At 69.6% G+C, this 15,432-nt stretch carries 11 protein-coding genes and 1 pseudogene; 9 read left to right on the top strand and 3 right to left on the bottom strand.

Going from position 1 to position 15,432, the window contains the following annotated elements:
* Positions 1-2: 2 nt before the first annotated feature.
* The 7 genes from AQI94_RS41725 to AQI94_RS41695 are packed head-to-tail and all read left to right on the top strand — an operon-like array spanning position 3 to position 5,662.
* Positions 3-440: an RbsD/FucU domain-containing protein gene (locus tag AQI94_RS41725; RefSeq protein ID WP_031051616.1), complete on the top strand. Its 438-nt coding sequence runs from the start codon at positions 3-5 to the stop codon at positions 438-440.
* Complete coding sequence (locus AQI94_RS41720) at positions 437-1,480, top strand: (R,R)-butanediol dehydrogenase (protein WP_031051618.1); 1,044 nt, start codon at positions 437-439, stop codon at positions 1,478-1,480. Before AQI94_RS41725 ends, AQI94_RS41720 begins: the two co-directional genes overlap by 4 nt.
* Positions 1,477-2,238, top strand: a complete 762-nt coding sequence (locus tag AQI94_RS41715; RefSeq protein WP_031051620.1) for an SDR family oxidoreductase — start codon at positions 1,477-1,479, stop codon at positions 2,236-2,238. Before AQI94_RS41720 ends, AQI94_RS41715 begins: the two co-directional genes overlap by 4 nt.
* The gene (locus tag AQI94_RS41710; RefSeq protein WP_062230335.1) at positions 2,235-2,864 is read left to right on the top strand and encodes a bifunctional 4-hydroxy-2-oxoglutarate aldolase/2-dehydro-3-deoxy-phosphogluconate aldolase; all 630 of its coding nucleotides are present in this window, start codon (positions 2,235-2,237) and stop codon (positions 2,862-2,864) included. The genes AQI94_RS41715 and AQI94_RS41710 overlap by 4 nt, the downstream gene beginning before the upstream one ends.
* Positions 2,861-3,898, top strand: coding sequence for a sugar kinase (locus tag AQI94_RS41705; protein WP_031061251.1), 1,038 nt, complete (start codon positions 2,861-2,863; stop codon positions 3,896-3,898). Before AQI94_RS41710 ends, AQI94_RS41705 begins: the two co-directional genes overlap by 4 nt.
* A gap of 22 nt (positions 3,899-3,920) precedes the next feature.
* On the top strand, positions 3,921-4,952 hold the full coding sequence (locus tag AQI94_RS41700; RefSeq protein WP_225890412.1) for an aldo/keto reductase: 1,032 nt from the start codon (positions 3,921-3,923) through the stop codon (positions 4,950-4,952).
* A complete protein-coding gene (locus AQI94_RS41695; RefSeq protein WP_031061257.1) occupies positions 4,943-5,662 on the top strand; it encodes a FadR/GntR family transcriptional regulator in 720 nt (239 codons plus the stop codon). Before AQI94_RS41700 ends, AQI94_RS41695 begins: the two co-directional genes overlap by 10 nt.
* 99 nt (positions 5,663-5,761) lie before the next feature.
* On the opposite strand, the gene AQI94_RS41690 is transcribed toward AQI94_RS41695, so the two are convergent.
* The gene (locus tag AQI94_RS41690) at positions 5,762-7,990 is read right to left on the bottom strand and encodes an alpha-L-fucosidase (RefSeq protein WP_031061260.1); all 2,229 of its coding nucleotides are present in this window, start codon (positions 7,988-7,990) and stop codon (positions 5,762-5,764) included.
* 338 nt (positions 7,991-8,328) lie between these two features.
* Here AQI94_RS41690 and AQI94_RS41685 point away from each other — a divergent pair, with 338 nt between their 5' ends.
* Complete coding sequence (locus AQI94_RS41685; RefSeq protein WP_031061263.1) at positions 8,329-9,030, top strand: FadR/GntR family transcriptional regulator; 702 nt, start codon at positions 8,329-8,331, stop codon at positions 9,028-9,030.
* A 44-nt stretch (positions 9,031-9,074) separates the two neighbouring features.
* Here the strand turns inward: AQI94_RS41685 and AQI94_RS41680 are convergent.
* Together AQI94_RS41680 and AQI94_RS41675 are read right to left on the bottom strand one after the other, a co-directional pair.
* Positions 9,075-9,881, bottom strand: a pseudogene (locus AQI94_RS41680) (GH12 family glycosyl hydrolase domain-containing protein); the annotation flags it as partial.
* Between the two features lie 215 nt (positions 9,882-10,096).
* Entirely contained in the window at positions 10,097-13,015 is a 2,919-nt protein-coding gene (locus AQI94_RS41675) for a glycoside hydrolase family 48 protein (protein WP_062230333.1), read from the bottom strand.
* A gap of 642 nt (positions 13,016-13,657) precedes the next feature.
* Here AQI94_RS41675 and AQI94_RS41670 point away from each other — a divergent pair.
* The gene (locus AQI94_RS41670; RefSeq protein ID WP_031050376.1) at positions 13,658-15,388 is read left to right on the top strand and encodes a glycoside hydrolase family 6 protein; all 1,731 of its coding nucleotides are present in this window, start codon (positions 13,658-13,660) and stop codon (positions 15,386-15,388) included.
* Positions 15,389-15,432 lie beyond the last annotated feature (44 nt).

The raw sequence follows: 15,432 nt of genomic DNA, 5'->3' as shown, positions 1-15,432 counted from the left end.
GCGTGCTGCTGACCGAACTGCTGCACCCCGGCATCCTCGAAGCGCTCGCGGGCGCCGGGCACGGCGCCCGTGTCCTGCTCGCCGACGGCCACTACCCCGCCAGCACCGCTGTCGGAGAACGGGCCAGAACCGTCCACCTCAACCTGGCACCCGGCACCCTCGACGTCACCACCGTCCTGGACGTGCTGCTGCGCGCCCTGCCCGTGGAGTCGGCGCAGGTGATGGTGCCGCCCGAGGGCGAGCCGGAGCCACCGGCCATCGCCGAGTACCGCGACCGACTGGCACCGGTCCCCGTCGACACGCTCGACCGCTTCGCTTTCTACGACGCCGCCCGCTCCCCCGACCTGGCACTCGCCGTCGTCACCGGCGACACCCGTACCTACGCCAACCTGCTGCTGACCATCGGCGTCCGCGCGGAAGGGACCCTGACCCCACGATGACTCTCGCTGTGCGCTACACCTCGGCCCGCACCCTGGACACCGCGCCCGCCGCCGACTCCGAGCCCGGGCCGGGGGAGGTGGAACTCGCCCCCGCCTACGTCGGCATCTGCGGCACCGACCTGCACATCTTCCACGGGGACATGGACGCCCGGGTCTCGGCGCCCGCCGTGCTCGGGCACGAGATGGCGGGCCGCGTCGTGCGCGTGGGCCAAGGGGTGGAGGGCTGGCAGCCGGGGGACGCGGTCACCGTGGTCCCGCTGCGCTGGGACGGCACCTGCCCGGCCTGCCTCGCCGGTCACCAGCACATCTGCCAGCATCTCGACTTCATCGGGATCGACTCGCCCGGCGCGATGCAGCAGCGCTGGACCGTGCCCGCCGCCACTCTCGTCCGGCTGCCCGAATCCCTGCCGTTGGACCGGGCCGCGCTCGTGGAGCCGACCGCGGTCGCGGTGCACGACGTGGGCCGGGCCGGAGTGCGGGAGGGTGAGAAGGTCGTCGTGGTCGGCGGCGGACCGGTCGGCATCCTCATCGCCCTGGTCGCCCGGGCCACCGGCGCCGAGGTGCGGGTGGTGGAACTCAACGCCCACCGCCGCCTGCTCGCCGGGGAGTTGGGTCTGAGCACCTGGGACCCGGCCGCCGACGACATCACCGGACTCGTCCAGCAGTGGACCGGCGAGGCCGGCGCGGACGTCGCCTTCGAGGTGTCGGGTGCGGCGGCAGGGGTGGAGACGGCGGTCGATGTCCTCGGGGTTCGGGGCCGGTTGTGTCTGGTGGCGATCCACTCCCGTCCCCGCGAGGTGAATCTGCACCGCTTCTTCTGGCGTGAACTGAGCCTGGTGGGTGCCCGGTTGTACGAGCGCGGCGACTTCGAGCGGGCCGTGACCCTGGTCGCCGACGGAACCGTCCCCGCCGACCGGCTGATCAGCAAGGTCGTGCCCTTGACCGAGGCCTCGGCCGCGTTCGAGGCCCTGGAGGGCGGCGCGGACGTGATGAAGATCCTCGTGGACTGCACCGACGACACCCAGGGAGCCGCCGTATGAACGCCTTCGACCTCACCGGGAAGCTCGCCGTGGTGACCGGGGCGCGGCGCGGGATCGGCCGGGCGATGGCCCGGGCGCTCGCCGAGGCCGGCGCCGACATCGTAGGGGTCAGTGCCACCCTGGAGGAGTCCGGCAGTCAGGTGGAGAAGGACATCCTGGCCGCCGGGCGCTCGTTCGAGGCGATCCGCGCCGACTTCGCCGATCCGGCCGCCGTCCACGCCCTGGGCCAGGATCTCGCCGCCCGGGAACGACCGGTGGACATCCTCGTCAACAACGCCGGCACCATCCGCCGCACCCCGGCCGCCCAGCACAGCGACGCGGACTGGGAGTTGGTGCTGCAGGTCAACCTCAGTGCGCAGTTCGCGCTCACCCGGGCCGTGGGTGCCACCATGGTGGACCGCGGACAGGGCAAGGTCATCTTCACGGCGTCGCTGCTGAGTTTCCAGGGCGGCATCAACGTCCCCGGCTACACCGCCGCCAAGCACGGCATCGCCGGGCTGACCAAGGCCCTGGCGAACGAATGGGCCCCGCACGGCGTGAACGTCAACGCCCTCGCCCCCGGCTACATCGCCACCGACAACACCCAGGCCCTGCAGGACGACCCGGTCCGCAGCAAGGCCATCCTGGAACGCATCCCCGCCGGACGCTGGGGCAGCACCGACGACCTCGCCGGCGCCACCGTCTTCCTCGCCTCCCCCGCCTCCGACTACATCCACGGCACCACCCTGCCCGTCGACGGCGGATGGCTCGGACGATGACCACCGGCCTGGCCGCCGTACTGGCGGGTTCGCGTCTCCTGCCCGTGCTCACCGTGCCGTCCGTCGCGAGTGCCGGCCCGCTGGCCGACGCGCTCGCGGCGGGCGGCGCCCGCTGTGCGGAGGTCACCTTCCGCACACCCGACGCCGAACAGGTCGTCAAGGCGATGGCGGCGCACGGCGCTCTGACCGTCGGCGCCGGGACCGTGCTCACCGCGGAACAGGCGGAACGGGCCGTGGCGGCCGGCGCCCGTTTCCTCGTCTCGCCCGGATTCGACGAGGAAGTCATCGACAAGGCACGCGAGTTGGGGGTACCTGTCGCGCCTGGCGTGGCGACGGCGACCGAGCTGATGCGCGCGTTGAAGGCGGGCGTCGACACGGTGAAGCTGTTCCCCGCCGAACCGCTCGGCGGCACCGGGATGCTCCGCGCGCTCGCGGCTCCCTTCCCGCAGGCACGCTTCGTGCCGACCGGCGGGATCGGCCCCGGCCAGCTGGCCGCCTACCTCGGCCACCCCTCGGTCCTCGCCGTGGGCGGCAGCTGGATCGCCACCCCCGGCCACCTCGAACGCGGAGAGTACGACGAGATCCGTCGGCTCACCGCCGAGGCAGTGGAGAGGGCCGCGGCATGACCGACGTGATCGCCCTGGGCGAGGTGATGCTGCGGTTCGACCCCGGTGAGGGCCGGATCCGCACCGCCCGCAGCTTCCAGGTGTGGGAGGGCGGCGGCGAGTACAACGTGGTCCGCGGACTGCGCCGCTGCTTCGGTCTGCGCACCGCCGTGGTCACCGCTCTCGCCGACAACGCGGTCGGCCGGCTCGTGGAGGACCTGATCCTGCAGGGCGGCGTCGACACCTCGCACATTCGCTGGGTCGCGGCGGACGGCATGGGGCGCACGGCACGCAACGGCCTGAACTTCGTCGAGCGCGGCTTCGGCATCCGCGGCGCCCTGGGCGTCAGCGACCGCGGGCACACGGCCGTCTCCCAGCTGGGCAAGGGCGACGTCGACTGGGACGCGGTGTTCTCGGCCGGGGTGCGCTGGTTCCACACCGGCGGCATCTTCGCCGGGCTGTCCGACACCACCGTGGACGTCGCCGACGAGGCCATGGCGGCCGCCCGCCGCCACGGCGTCACCGTCTCCTACGACCCCAACTACCGGCCCAGTCTCTGGGACGGCCGGGGCGGCGCCGACCGTGCCCGCGAGATCGACCTGCGTCTGGCCCGGCACGCCGACGTCGTCGTGGGCGCGCTGGGACTCGCGGGCCCGCAGCCGGGTGCCGTGCGGCTGACCGACGACGAGGTGCCCGACGCGCTCGCCTCGGTCGCCTCCCGGCTGCCGCGGGCGACGGTGCTGGCGACCACCCTGCGCGAGGTGCCCTCGGCCGGGGTCAACGACTGGTCCTCGCTCGCCTGGTCGTCCGAGAACGGGCTGGTGCACGGCCCCCGCATGCCCGGTCTGCAGGTCCTGGACCGCATCGGCTCCGGTGACGGTTTCGCCTCCGGCCTCATCTACGGGCTGCTCACCGGGGCCGGACTGGAGCGCGCCCTCGCCTACGGCACCGCCCACGGCGCCCTCACCATGACCACGCCCGGCGATGTCTCCATGGCCACTCTCGCCGAGGTCGAAGCGCTCCTCGCGGGCGCCACGGCACATGTCCGACGCTGAACGACCCTTTCAGGAGCACCCCTTGCACCGCCGAAAGATCCCCCGCACCGCCGTGGAGCTCACCGAGCTCGGCTTCGGCGCCTCCGTCATCGGCAACCTCTACCGCTCCACCACCGCCGAGGACGCGGCCGCCGCCCTGGACACCGCCTGGGACGCGGGCATCCGCTATTACGACACCGCTCCGCACTACGGCCTGGGCCTGTCCGAACACCGGCTGGGCGCCGCCCTGCGCGACCGCCCCCGCGACCAGTACGTCATCTCCTCCAAGGCCGGCCGCCTCCTCGTCCCCAACGAGCACCCGCAGGGCGTCGACACCGAGGGTTTCGTCGTCCGTGACGACCTGCGCCGCCAGTGGGACTTCAGCCGTGACGGCATCCTGCGCTCCATCGACGACACCCTCACCCGCACCGGCCTGGACCGGCTCGACATCGTCTACCTCCATGACCCCGACGACCACTGGCGACAGGCCGCCGACGAAGCCATGCCCGCCCTCGCCGCGCTGCGCGACCAGGGCGTCATCGGTGCGATCGGCGCCGGCATGAACCAGTCCGCCATGCTCGCCCGCTTCCTGCGAGAGACCGCCGCCGACGTGGTGATGCTGGCCGGCCGCTACACCCTCCTCGACCAGTCGGGCCTGGACGACGTCCTGCCCGCCGCTCAGGAACACGGCAAGGGCGTCGTGGCCGTCGGCGTCTTCAACTCCGGCCTGCTCTCGCGCGACCGCCCCACCGAAGGCATGAAGTACGACTACCAGGCCGCCCCGCCCGAGCTAGTCGACCGCGCGCGTGCCATCGCCGACGTCTGCGAGGCCCACGGCACCACCCTGCCGGCCGCCGCCATCACCTTCCCCCTCACCCACCCCAGCGTCCTCAACGTCACCCTCGGCATGCGTGACCCCGTACAGGTCCGGCGCAACGCGCGACTGCACCGGCAGGACCTTCCCCCGGGCCTCTGGCACGATCTGCGCTCCCGAGGCCTGCTCCGACCCGACACCCCCTTCGCCGACGGCGCCGGTGTCCTCGCACCGGGTGAGAGGAGTCCGGGGTGTCCCTGACCGACAAGGCGATCACACAGATCCGCGCACTCATCGCCTCCGGGGCTCTGCCTCCGGGGGCGAAACTGCCCCCCGAACCGGAGTTGGCCGCCCAGCTCGGGCTCTCCCGCAACCTCGCGCGCGAGGCGGTGAAGGCCCTGGCCGTGGCGCGTGTCCTGGAGATCAGACGGGGCGACGGCACGTATGTCACCAGCCTGCAGCCGAGCCTGCTCTTCGAAGGCCTCGGCGGCGCGGTGGAACTGCTCCAGGGCGACCCCACTGCCGTACTGGACCTCATGGAGGTGCGGCGCCTGCTCGAACCCGCCGCCACCGCCCTGGCCGTCGCCCGGCTGTCGGACGACGGACTGGCCGAGGTGAAGCGGCATCTGGACGCCATGCGCGAGGCGCGCGACGACGTCGAGCGCCTCAACGCGCACGACGTGGCGTTCCACCGGGCCATCGTCGACGTCACGGGCAACGAAACGCTGATCGCGCTGCTCGAAGGCATCTCGGGCCGCACCCTGCGCGTCCGGATCTGGCGCGGTCTGGTGGACACCCGTGCGGCGGCCCGCACCCTCGCGGAGCACGAGGCGATCTACGCGGCGCTGGCCACGCGTGACGCCTTCTTGAGCCATGCCGCGGCTCTGGTGCATGTCGACAACACCGAGCGGTGGCTGCGCGAGCACCTGGAGTCCACACAGGCCCTGCCGATGACGGGATCCGATGGCTGAGACAGACAGCGACGCCCGCACCGCGTCGACGAGAGCGAGGTGTCGCCCGGACGGTTCTCCGTCCGGGCGACACCTCCGTTCAGCGCCTGCGCGCCGGTCTCACTGGGCGGTGAAGGTCCACAGCAGATTGGTGCTGCTGTCGTAGGTCCACTGCTTGGTGACGGAGCCGGAGGCCACGTTGCCGCCGCCGTCCAGGACGAGACCGGTGGCCCGGTTGGCGATGGTGCACATGCCCTCGCCGCGGTGGGTGACGGTCCACTGCTGGTTGTTGTTGCCGGTCCACGCCGCCTGCCGGGCCGCGGAGCCGGACGTGGCGCCCCAGCCGTCGGCGACCATGCCGTTGGTCCGGTTGACCAGCTTGTAGTAGCCGCCGCCGACCTCCACGAGCTGCCACTGGAGGTTGGGGCTGCCGTCCCATGTGTACTGCTTCAGATTGGAGCCCGAGGCGACGTTCCCGCCGCTGTCCAGGGCGAGACCGTCGGTGACGTTGGTGATGCGGAAGTAGGCGGACGGATCGAACTGCACCTTCAGGGAGGTGATCTGGTCGTTCTGACCGGTGACCCTGAGGTCGGGGTTGTCGGCGGTGAACGTCCAGGAGGTGCCGGTGAAGTTGTCACCGCTGTAGGCGACGACCTGGTTCCCGGCCGCCGGCTTCAGGGAGGAGATGCTCTGCGCGTCCACTCCGGCCAGCGCCAGTTGGTCGGCCGTGTAGGTGCCCGGGCCGAGCACCGCGTACTTCGCGGAGTAGTTCACGTCCCCGTAGACCACGGCGCCGACCGCGGGACGCAGCGGGGGGATCCGGCCCGAGAAGGTGAGCTTGAGGACGTAGGCGCCCGCGGTGTACGGCGCCGAGGAGGGCAGCGTCACGGTCAGCCCGGAGGAGTCCTGGCTCGGTGCGGCCAGGTCGATGTAGGTGCCGGCCGTCGAGCCGAGCAGCTTCACCGAGGCGAGCGAGGAGAGGCTGATGCGGTCCGAGCCCAGGGTCTTGATCTTCAGTGAACTGCCGGGCCAGCCGAGGACGGTGGCGTACAGAACGGTGTTGTCCTTGCTGCGCGTGAAGCGGATGTCCTGGGCGGTGCCGACGAGCGGGGCGGTGAACGAGCCGCCGCCCATCCGGGTGGGTCCCTCGCCGTACTGCGTCCATGCCCGGGTCCCGTACACCGACTCCCCGAAGCGCTTCAGGTAGTCGCCGATGCCGAGCAGGATGTCCTTCTGCGCCTGGGGAATGGTGCCGTCGGCCATCGGCGCGATGTTCAGCAGCACGTTGCCGTTCTTGCTGACGCGGTCGATCAGGGAGTGCAGCATCTGCTGGATGCTGTAGTAGCCGATCCCCTGGGTGTAGCACCAACTGGAGCTGGAGATGCTGTCGTCGGTCAGCCAGTACGGGGCGGTCAGGTCCGCGGGGCCGCCGCGCTCGTAGTCGAAGACCTCGCCGTGGCCGTCGAAGCCGTCCTTGTAGGTGGCGACGACCTCTTTGCCCCAGGAGTTGGCCTGGTTGTAGTAGTACGACAGGAAGTTCAGGCGCTGCGTCTCGTCGACCGCGTCCAGCTTGAAGTCCTGCCAGAGGATGTCCGGTTGGGAGCGGTCGATGACTTCCTTGAGCTTGTCGTACCAGAGCTGGTTCTCCGCGGTGGCACCCAGTTGTCCGTAGAACTTCTTCAGGCTCGGGTCGCTCTGGGCGGGCACGTGGTCGTAGAAGCCGTTGAAGTGGTAGGCGTGGTGCATCGCCACCAGCAGCTTGAGGTTCTTGGCGCGGATCGCCGTGGTGAACAGCTTCAGCAGGTCGAGCTTGGGGCCCTTGGCGACCGAGTTCCACTCGTTGGACTGGGAGTCCCACATGGAGTACCCGTCGTGGTGCTCCGCGACGGGTCCGGCGAACTTCGCTCCGGCGTCGACGAAGAGCTGGGCCCACTCGTCGGGGTCGAACTTCCCACCGGCGGACTTGAGTCTGGGCGCGAACTGGTTGAAGTTGCCCGCCTTGTCGTTCGCTCCGTTGATGAAGTTGTGGTACGGCCACACCGAGGGGTCGCCGTAGGTCGCGATGTGGTGCGTGTTGGCGTTGCTCCCGCCGATGTACATGTTGCGCGGGTACCACTCGTTGTCGTACGCCGGGACGCTGAAGACACCCCAGTGGAAGTAGATGCCGAACTTGGCGTCCTGGAACCACTCCGGGGCGGGCGGGTGCTGGTTCACCGAACTCCATGTGGGTGTGTAGGTGCTGGGAGCGGCTTGCGCACTGCCGGCGCCGAACACTCCCCCCGCGACGGCTGTCGCGGCCACGCAGGTGGCACCGGCCAGGAACTGACGTCTGTTGATCGAACTGGGCATCGGGCATCCCTGTGACGGACGGAGACAGACGGAAGAGGTGGGACCGGCGCGACGGCCACCACCCCTCGCGTCGGTTGTTACGGAAGAAGGTCCGCCATATGTCCTCACCATGTCAACGGGTGTGCAGGGATGAAAACGGCTTCTCACCTGCAGTTTTGTACAAGTATGCCGCTTTCGATGCCTTTTGTTCATCACCAAACATAGAATGTTTTGAGGCGCTGGAGCGACCCAGCCGACGGGCCGCGCACACCCTCCCGTATCATCGGCGCCACACTCGACGCGCCGCCCCGGCCATCCGCGTACCGGACCGCACGGCACTCTCACGGAAGGAGCTCACGTTGTCCCTGACCGACAGGGCCATCGGGCAGATCCGTGAGCTCATCCGCTCCGGCGCGCTGTCGCCCGGCGCGAAACTGCCCCCGGAGCCGGAACTCGCCGCCCAGCTCGGCCTCTCCCGCAACCTGGCCCGCGAGGCGGTCAAGGCGCTGGCCGTGGCCCGGGTGCTCGAAGTACGCCGAGGCGACGGCACCTACGTGACCAGCCTCCAGCCCAGCCTGCTGCTGGACGGGCTCGGCGGTGCGGTGGAGCTGCTGCAGGGCGACAAGGGTGCCCTGCTGGATCTGATGGAGGTCCGTCGGCTTCTGGAACCGCTCGCCACCGGACTCGCCGCCGCGAGAATCACGGACGACCAACTGGCCGAGGTCAAGGGCCACTTGGACGCGATGCGGGAGGCGAGCGACGACGTCGAGCGGCTGAACGCCCACGACGCCGCCTTCCACCGCTCCGTGGTGGCGGCCACCGGGAACGAGAGCCTGCTCGCCCTGCTCGAAGGCATCTCGGGCCGCACCCTGCGCGCCCGGGTCTGGCGAGGCAAGGTGGACGACCAGTCCACCGGGCGGACCCTCGCCGAACACGAGGCGATCTATCACGCGCTCCTCACCCGCGACTCCGCGGTGAGCCAGGCCGCGGCCCTGCTGCACGTCAGCAACACCGAGCACTGGCTGCGGGAGCACCTGCGATCGAGCGCCGATCCGGCATAGCGTCGGCGTTTCACGGTCCACCGCCGCTCGGCCCGCCGCCGAGGTCAGGTCACGGTGCAGGACGTGCCGTTCAGAGCTGAAGCCGGCCGGTTTGGCGAAGCTGCCGTCGTAGGTGCCCTGGAACCCGAAGGAGACCCCGGCGCTCCAGGCACTCGCGTTCACGCTGCCCGGCGGGCACTGTGAACGCGAGCTTCCAGCCGTCGACAGGGGAAGAGCCGGTGTTGGCCACGGTGACGCCGGCGGTGAAGCCGCCCGGCCACACGTTCGTGCCGTAGTTCACCTTGCACGCCGACGCGCCGCCGGAGCCTCCGCCCGGCCCGCCAGGGGCGCTGCCACCGATGGTGACGGTGGAGGAGAACGACGTCACCGCCAGTCCCGCGCCGTTGTTCCAGGGCTCGAAACCGGCCTGGACGCTCGTCAGGTACCAGTTGTCCTGGGCCAGTCCGCGGGAGACCGCTTGGCGGGCGACGTCCATCACGTCGAAGTTCCAGCTGTCGATCGCGGACGGCGCGACGAAGGACAGCACGTCGTTGGAGCCGTTGCGGCCGGACCACACCTGCCATGAACGCCCGGCCACGGAGGCGGTGCCGGTCTGCGAGCCGACCGGCTGCACGCCTCCCACATGGTTGAACCAGATCATGATCTCGGTTCACACCGTCGGTACGGGGCGTCGGGTCGAGCCAGGAGTTGGTGTAGTGACAGCCGTTGCAGACGGACTGGTACGACTTCGGGGCGCCGTTCGTCGGGACCGATCCGTCGGCCCGGGTGATCCGGAAGCCGGAGTCCGTGACGGCGATGCACTGGGGGGCGCTGGTGCCCCAGCGGTTGTTCTGGACGGGCCCTGCCCCTTTGCTTCAACTGTTGCATGCAGATCCACATCAGGGATCAAGGGGAGCGCCCTCATTTTGGGAGCGCTCCCAATTCCGTTGACAGGCGCCGTCGCGACATCCGTGGCGATCACGCTCCCGACAAAGGCCGGGCGGCCCTCTGGGGGGCGAGGACCGCCCGGCGGGGGTGACTCCGTCTCCCGGCGACGGAGTCGTGTACGCGGAACCTCAGCGGGGGCTCATTCGAGCAGCTCCGCGTACGAGCCCATGGCGAGGGCTATGTCCGCCTGGGCCCAGAACCGGTGGTAGGTGAAGACGGGGGCGGCTCCGCCCTTGAGGTACGCCTCGATCTTCGACCAGGCCGGGTCGTTCTTGTAGAAGGAGCGCAGCGACGCGAAGGTCGACGACGACGTGATCGCGTCACCGTTGGGCATCTTGCCGCTGAAGGTGCTCGGCACGTACACGCTGTCGTCGAACCGGCTGTAGTCGGTCCTGGTCTCCGGGACCGCGACGCCCAGACTGTCCTGGTAGTTCGCCCACATGCCGTCCAGCAGAGCCTTCGCCGTCGACTTGGCCTTCGTGTCACCGGACTTGGCACCGTAGTACGTCAGGGTCTTGGCGAACGCGGCCGCCACCCCGACGTCATTGGTGTAGTCGGCGACGGTGACGTGGAGCCCGCTGTTGGCGCCGGGGCTCGACGCGTTCCAGGTGTCGGGCTGGCCCGACCACTGCAGGGTCGAGGGGATCCGGTAGGTGCCGTCCGGGTTGATCGTGGTCTGGGACAGCGCCCACTTGACCCACTTGTCCAGGACGGCCTTGGCCTGCGCGTTCCCCGTCTGCTGGTAGAGCTCCGCCACCCGCTCCATCGACCACGCCTGGAAGCCGAACCACTGGTTGGACGGCGGGTCGTGGTAGACGGGCTGCTCGTCGTAGTACATGCCGTAGAAGGTCGACGTGCCGGCCGGAGGAGTCGCGTAGCGGCCCGCCCAGCTGTTGGTCGCGCCACCGGCGATCGCGCCCTCATCGGACTGCAGCCAGCGGTAGAACTCCAGCTGCCGGGTCAGCGACTTGCTCCAGTCCGCCGCGCTCGTCGCCGACTTGGGCTTCAGGTCGGCGTAATTGCTGAGTGCGTACGCCGCCAGCGGGTTCTGGTAACCGCCGTGCGCGTAGCTGGATCCGATGCGCCAGGCCCAGCCTCCACTCGTATCGGTCGAACCGCCCCAGGCGTAGTACCAGGACAGCAGGTAGTGCGAGGCGTCCTTGCCGGTGCCGGCCGGGCAGGTGGACGGACCGGCACAGTTGCCGATCTTCTTGAAGTACTTGTCGTACATGGCGTAGCGCAGGTAGTCGCCCATCTTGGCCGCCTTGCCGACGGTCCCGGAGACGTCGGAGCCCTTGCCCTGCTGCTTGGCCCACAGGTCGGCCCAGTACGCGGCCTGCACCGCGCGCGCGTCGGCGTCCGGGGCGTCGGTGTACTTCCACTGCTTGGCGTAGCTGGAGTCGCCGGTGAACAGGTCCAGGTAGCCGTTCTTGCCGCCGTACTTGAAGGCGTCGCAGGTCGGCTGCGGAACGGTCTCCCACACCGACTCCTGCGGACCGCGCTGGAAGGTGTTGATGTACGAGGGACCCTTGGCCGTGGGACCGCCCTCGCAGGTGCCGCCAGGGGTGTCGCCGTAGCCGTAGACGTTGTCGACGTCCTGCAGCCAGTGCATGCCGTAGACGTCGTCCGTGTTGTACGTCGACTTCAGCTCGGCCGCGAGCGGGTCCGAACCGACCGGCACGGACTGGTCCAGCTTCGTCGGGTACTCGTTCGGCGTGTCCGCCTCAGGACCGTAGGTGGCCGGCTTGGAGGCGTTGTAGAAGGAGTTGGTCGGCTGGTCGGCGTGCGTGGGGATCATGTACTTCTCCATGATGTCCCAGGCACCGTTGAACTTGGACCAGTCACCGGTCACCTTGCCGTACATGGCCTGCAGCCACAGGAGGTAGCTGTACGCCTCCGACGTCGTCTCGTGCCCCTGGTCCGGGGCCTCCACGATCAGCGTCTCCACCGAGTGGTACGGGATGCCCTCGGGAGAGAAGTAGCCGTTCGCCGGGTTGGTGATCTTGCCGTACAGATCCAGGAAACGGGCGTCGTACGCCTTGGAGGCAGCCAGCTCCGTCACGGTGACCGTCGCCTTGGCATAACCGGCCGCGGTGGAGGTGAAGGTAGCCGCCCCCGTGCCCGAGGAGTCGGCCGTCACCGTCACCGTCTGCGCGGTGTTCCAGTTCGACGGTGTGAAGGTCAGCGACGATCCGCCCGTCACGGACAGCCCCGCATTGCCTTCGGTCCGGGCCGTGGTGACGGTGACGTCGGCGCTCGGCTGCGAGGACAGCTTGAGCGTGAAGGTGCCCGACTTGCCCTGCTGGACGCCCAGTTGACCCGGCGAGGCCACCAGGGCGGGACCCGAGGCCACCGTGACGCCGACCGGGGTCGAGACGGCGGAGGCACCCAGGCTGTCGTACGCCTTCGCCACCAGCGAATGACTGCCCACGGACAAGGTGGAGGTCGAGAGCGCGTACGGCGCGGTGGTGTCGGTGCCCAGCAGGGTCGTGTCGTCGTAGAACTCGACCTTGCCGATCGTCGCGTTGTCGGCCGCGGCGGCGGTCGCCGCGAGCGGGATCGCGTCGCCCTGTGAGTACACCGCACCCGGCTTCGGGCTGGTCAGCACGGTGACCGGCGGCTGGTGCGCGCCGGTGCAGGTGGTGCCGTTGACCGCGAAGGCCGTGGGCGCGGTGTTGGCGCCGCTGTAGCTGAACTGGGCCCCGGCGGAGACGGCGGCGCCCGCCGCGATGGTGCCGTTGTAGCCGGCGTCCTTCACGGTGATCGCCTGGCCGGACTGGGACCAGGTGCCGTTCCAGCCGTTGCTCAGCTTCTGGTTGCCCGCGTAGGCGTACGTCAGCGTCCAGCCGTTGATCGCGTCGGTTCCACGGTTGGTGATGGTGAGGTCGGCGGTGAAACCGGAACCCCAGTCATTGGTCCTGTAGTCGACGCTGCACTGAACGCCCGCCGCCTGAGCGGGCGTTGAACTGGTGGCAAGCATCGACAGAGGCAGGGCGAACGCGGCCGCGACAGCGGTCCACAGCCGCCGCGCAGCTCTGCGCCTACGTCCTGGATCCATGGTTCTGGTCCTCCTCGCGAGGGGCGACTTGGTGGGGGTCAAGGCTTGAACCAGTGGGAGCGCTCCCATAGTGAGGATGGAGGCTTACCCCGTCAAGACGTTGAGGAGTTGAATCGTTTTGAACTGAACCTGACGAAAAAACTTAAGTAACAACCCTGTGAAACGGTGGCGGTTGACGCTAGCTTCGTTCGCACCAGTGGGAGCGCTTCCATCAGTCGACGCGGCCGTCACGGCGCGCCAAGCTGCTAGGAGTCGCTCATGCGACACCCCCCTTCGCTCGACTGCACTCCAGTTCACCTGCACGTCTGCGCCGCAAGTCCCGGGCGAGAGGCTCGTGGACGCCGATGGCAAGAGTCACGAGCCGCTCGGCGTCGAACGCTCCGACGCACTCCGACACCCGGACAGGTGGCCGACCGACGGGCCCGTTGACCGGGCCGGCAACCTCGCCACCGCCCGGCAGCTCCACCACTCGTGCCCGAGTGGGAGCTGCTGCTGCACCTGCACCTTCGGACGCCTGGGACAGCTCCGCGGGGCCGCCCGCGATGCCTCCACGGCGGCACGCGCACCGGGTACGGCATCGGCCTGCGCGATCACCTGCGCGCCCTCGACCGACAACCCTCACCACACAAAGGACCCACACTGATGAGTCGCACCAGAATGTCACTTCTCGCTGCCCTGGCGGTTCTCGCCGGGACGTCGGGGACGGCGATCCTCACGGCACCGGCCGGCGCCGCCGTCTCCGCGGCACCCTGCACTGTGGACTACAAGGTGCAGAACCAGTGGGACACCGGCTTCACCACCGCCGTGACCGTCACCAACAACAGCGCGTCCAAGTCCAGTTGGTCGGTGAAGTGGTCGTACGGCGGTAACCAGAAGGTCACCAACGGCTGGAACGCGAAGGTCAGCCAGAGCGGGACCTCGGTCACCGCCGCCAACGAGAGCTACAACGGCACGCTCGCCACCGGCGGTTCGGTCAGCTTCGGCTTCCAGGCCTCCTACAGCGGCACCAACGCCGTCCCGGCCACCTTCACCCTCGACGGCGTGACCTGCAACGTCGACGGCGGACCGACCGACCCCGGCCCCACCGACCCGGGCCCGACGGACCCCGGTCCGACCGGACCCCAGGCCGCCAACCCCTACTCCGGGGCCAAGGTCTATGTGAACCCGGAGTGGTCCGCCAAGGCCGCGGCCGAACCGGGCGGCAGCAAGATCGCCAACCAGCCCACCGCCGTCTGGCTGGACCGGATCGCGGCGATCAACGGCGTCAACGGAGGCATGGGGCTGCGAGCCCACCTCGACGAGGCGCTGAAGCAGAAGGGCTCCGGTGACCTGGTCGTCCAGCTGGTCATCTACGACCTTCCGGGCCGCGACTGCGCAGCCCTCGCCTCCAACGGCGAACTCGGCCCGGGCGACCTCGACAAGTACAAGTCCCAGTACATCGACCCCATCGCCTCCCTCCTGTCCGAGTCCAAGTACGCGGGTCTGCGGATCGCCACCGTCATCGAGCCCGACTCGCTGCCCAACCTGGTCACCAATGCCGGCGGTACCCCCACCACCACCGACGCCTGCGTGACCATGAAGAGCAACGGCAACTACGAGAAGGGCGTCTCCTACGCCCTGGACAAGCTCGGCGCCATCCCGAACGTCTACAACTACATCGACGCAGGCCACCACGGCTGGCTCGGCTGGGACAGCAACCTCGGCCCGTCCGTCCAGGAGTTCGCCAAGGTCGCCACGACCAACGGCGCGAGCGTGAACGACGTGGCCGGGTTCATCGTCAACACCGCGAACTACAGCCCCGCGAAGGAGCCGAACTTCAAGGTCACCGACAGCGTCAACGGGCAGACCGTGCGCCAGTCGAAGTGGGTGGACTGGAACCAGTACGTGGACGAGCAGTCCTTCGCGGTCGGACTGCGCGACAAGCTGGTCGCCGCCGGGTTCAACTCCGGCATCGGGATGCTGATCGACACCTCCCGCAACGGCTGGGGTGGCTCCGCCCGTCCCACCGGCCCGGGCCCGCTGACCTCGGTCGACGCCTACGTCGACGGCAGCCGGGTCGACCGCCGCATCCATGCCGGCAACTGGTGCAACCAGAGCGGCGCGGGCATCGGCGAACGGCCCACCGCGGCTCCGGCCGCCGGCATCGACGCCTACGTGTGGGTCAAGCCTCCGGGTGAGTCCGACGGCGCCAGCGCCGCCGTTCCCAACGACGAGGGCAAGGGCTTCGACCGCATGTGTGACCCCACCTACGGTGGCAACGCCCGCAACGGCAACAACCCCACCGGGTCCCTGCCGAACGCCCCGCTGGCCGGACACTGGTTCTCCGCCCAGTTCCAGCAACTGATGCAGAACGCCTACCCGCCCCTGCCGTAGCACTGCGAGACGGTGAGTACTCGCCGGGGCCGGTCCCGAGAGGG

Source organism: Streptomyces pseudovenezuelae, assembly GCF_001513955.1.
GTDB lineage: Bacteria > Actinomycetota > Actinomycetes > Streptomycetales > Streptomycetaceae > Streptomyces > Streptomyces pseudovenezuelae.
The sequence above is the reverse complement of the archived record's forward strand: the minus strand, read 5'-3'. Positions and strand labels throughout refer to the sequence as shown.

Bases quoted from the DNA above. Each gene is read 5' to 3' on its own strand.
- AQI94_RS41720 (WP_031051618.1), top strand. From the start codon at position 437: ATGACTCTCGCTGTGCGCTACACCTCGGCCCGCACCCTGGACACCGCG.
- AQI94_RS41670 (WP_031050376.1), top strand. From the start codon at position 13,658: ATGAGTCGCACCAGAATGTCACTTCTCGCTGCCCTGGCGGTTCTCGCC.
- AQI94_RS41675 (WP_062230333.1), bottom strand. From the start codon at position 13,015: ATGGATCCAGGACGTAGGCGCAGAGCTGCGCGGCGGCTGTGGACCGCT.
- AQI94_RS41715 (WP_031051620.1), top strand. From the start codon at position 1,477: ATGAACGCCTTCGACCTCACCGGGAAGCTCGCCGTGGTGACCGGGGCG.
- AQI94_RS41710 (WP_062230335.1), top strand. From the start codon at position 2,235: ATGACCACCGGCCTGGCCGCCGTACTGGCGGGTTCGCGTCTCCTGCCC.
- AQI94_RS41705 (WP_031061251.1), top strand. From the start codon at position 2,861: ATGACCGACGTGATCGCCCTGGGCGAGGTGATGCTGCGGTTCGACCCC.
- AQI94_RS41690 (WP_031061260.1), bottom strand. From the start codon at position 7,990: ATGCCCAGTTCGATCAACAGACGTCAGTTCCTGGCCGGTGCCACCTGC.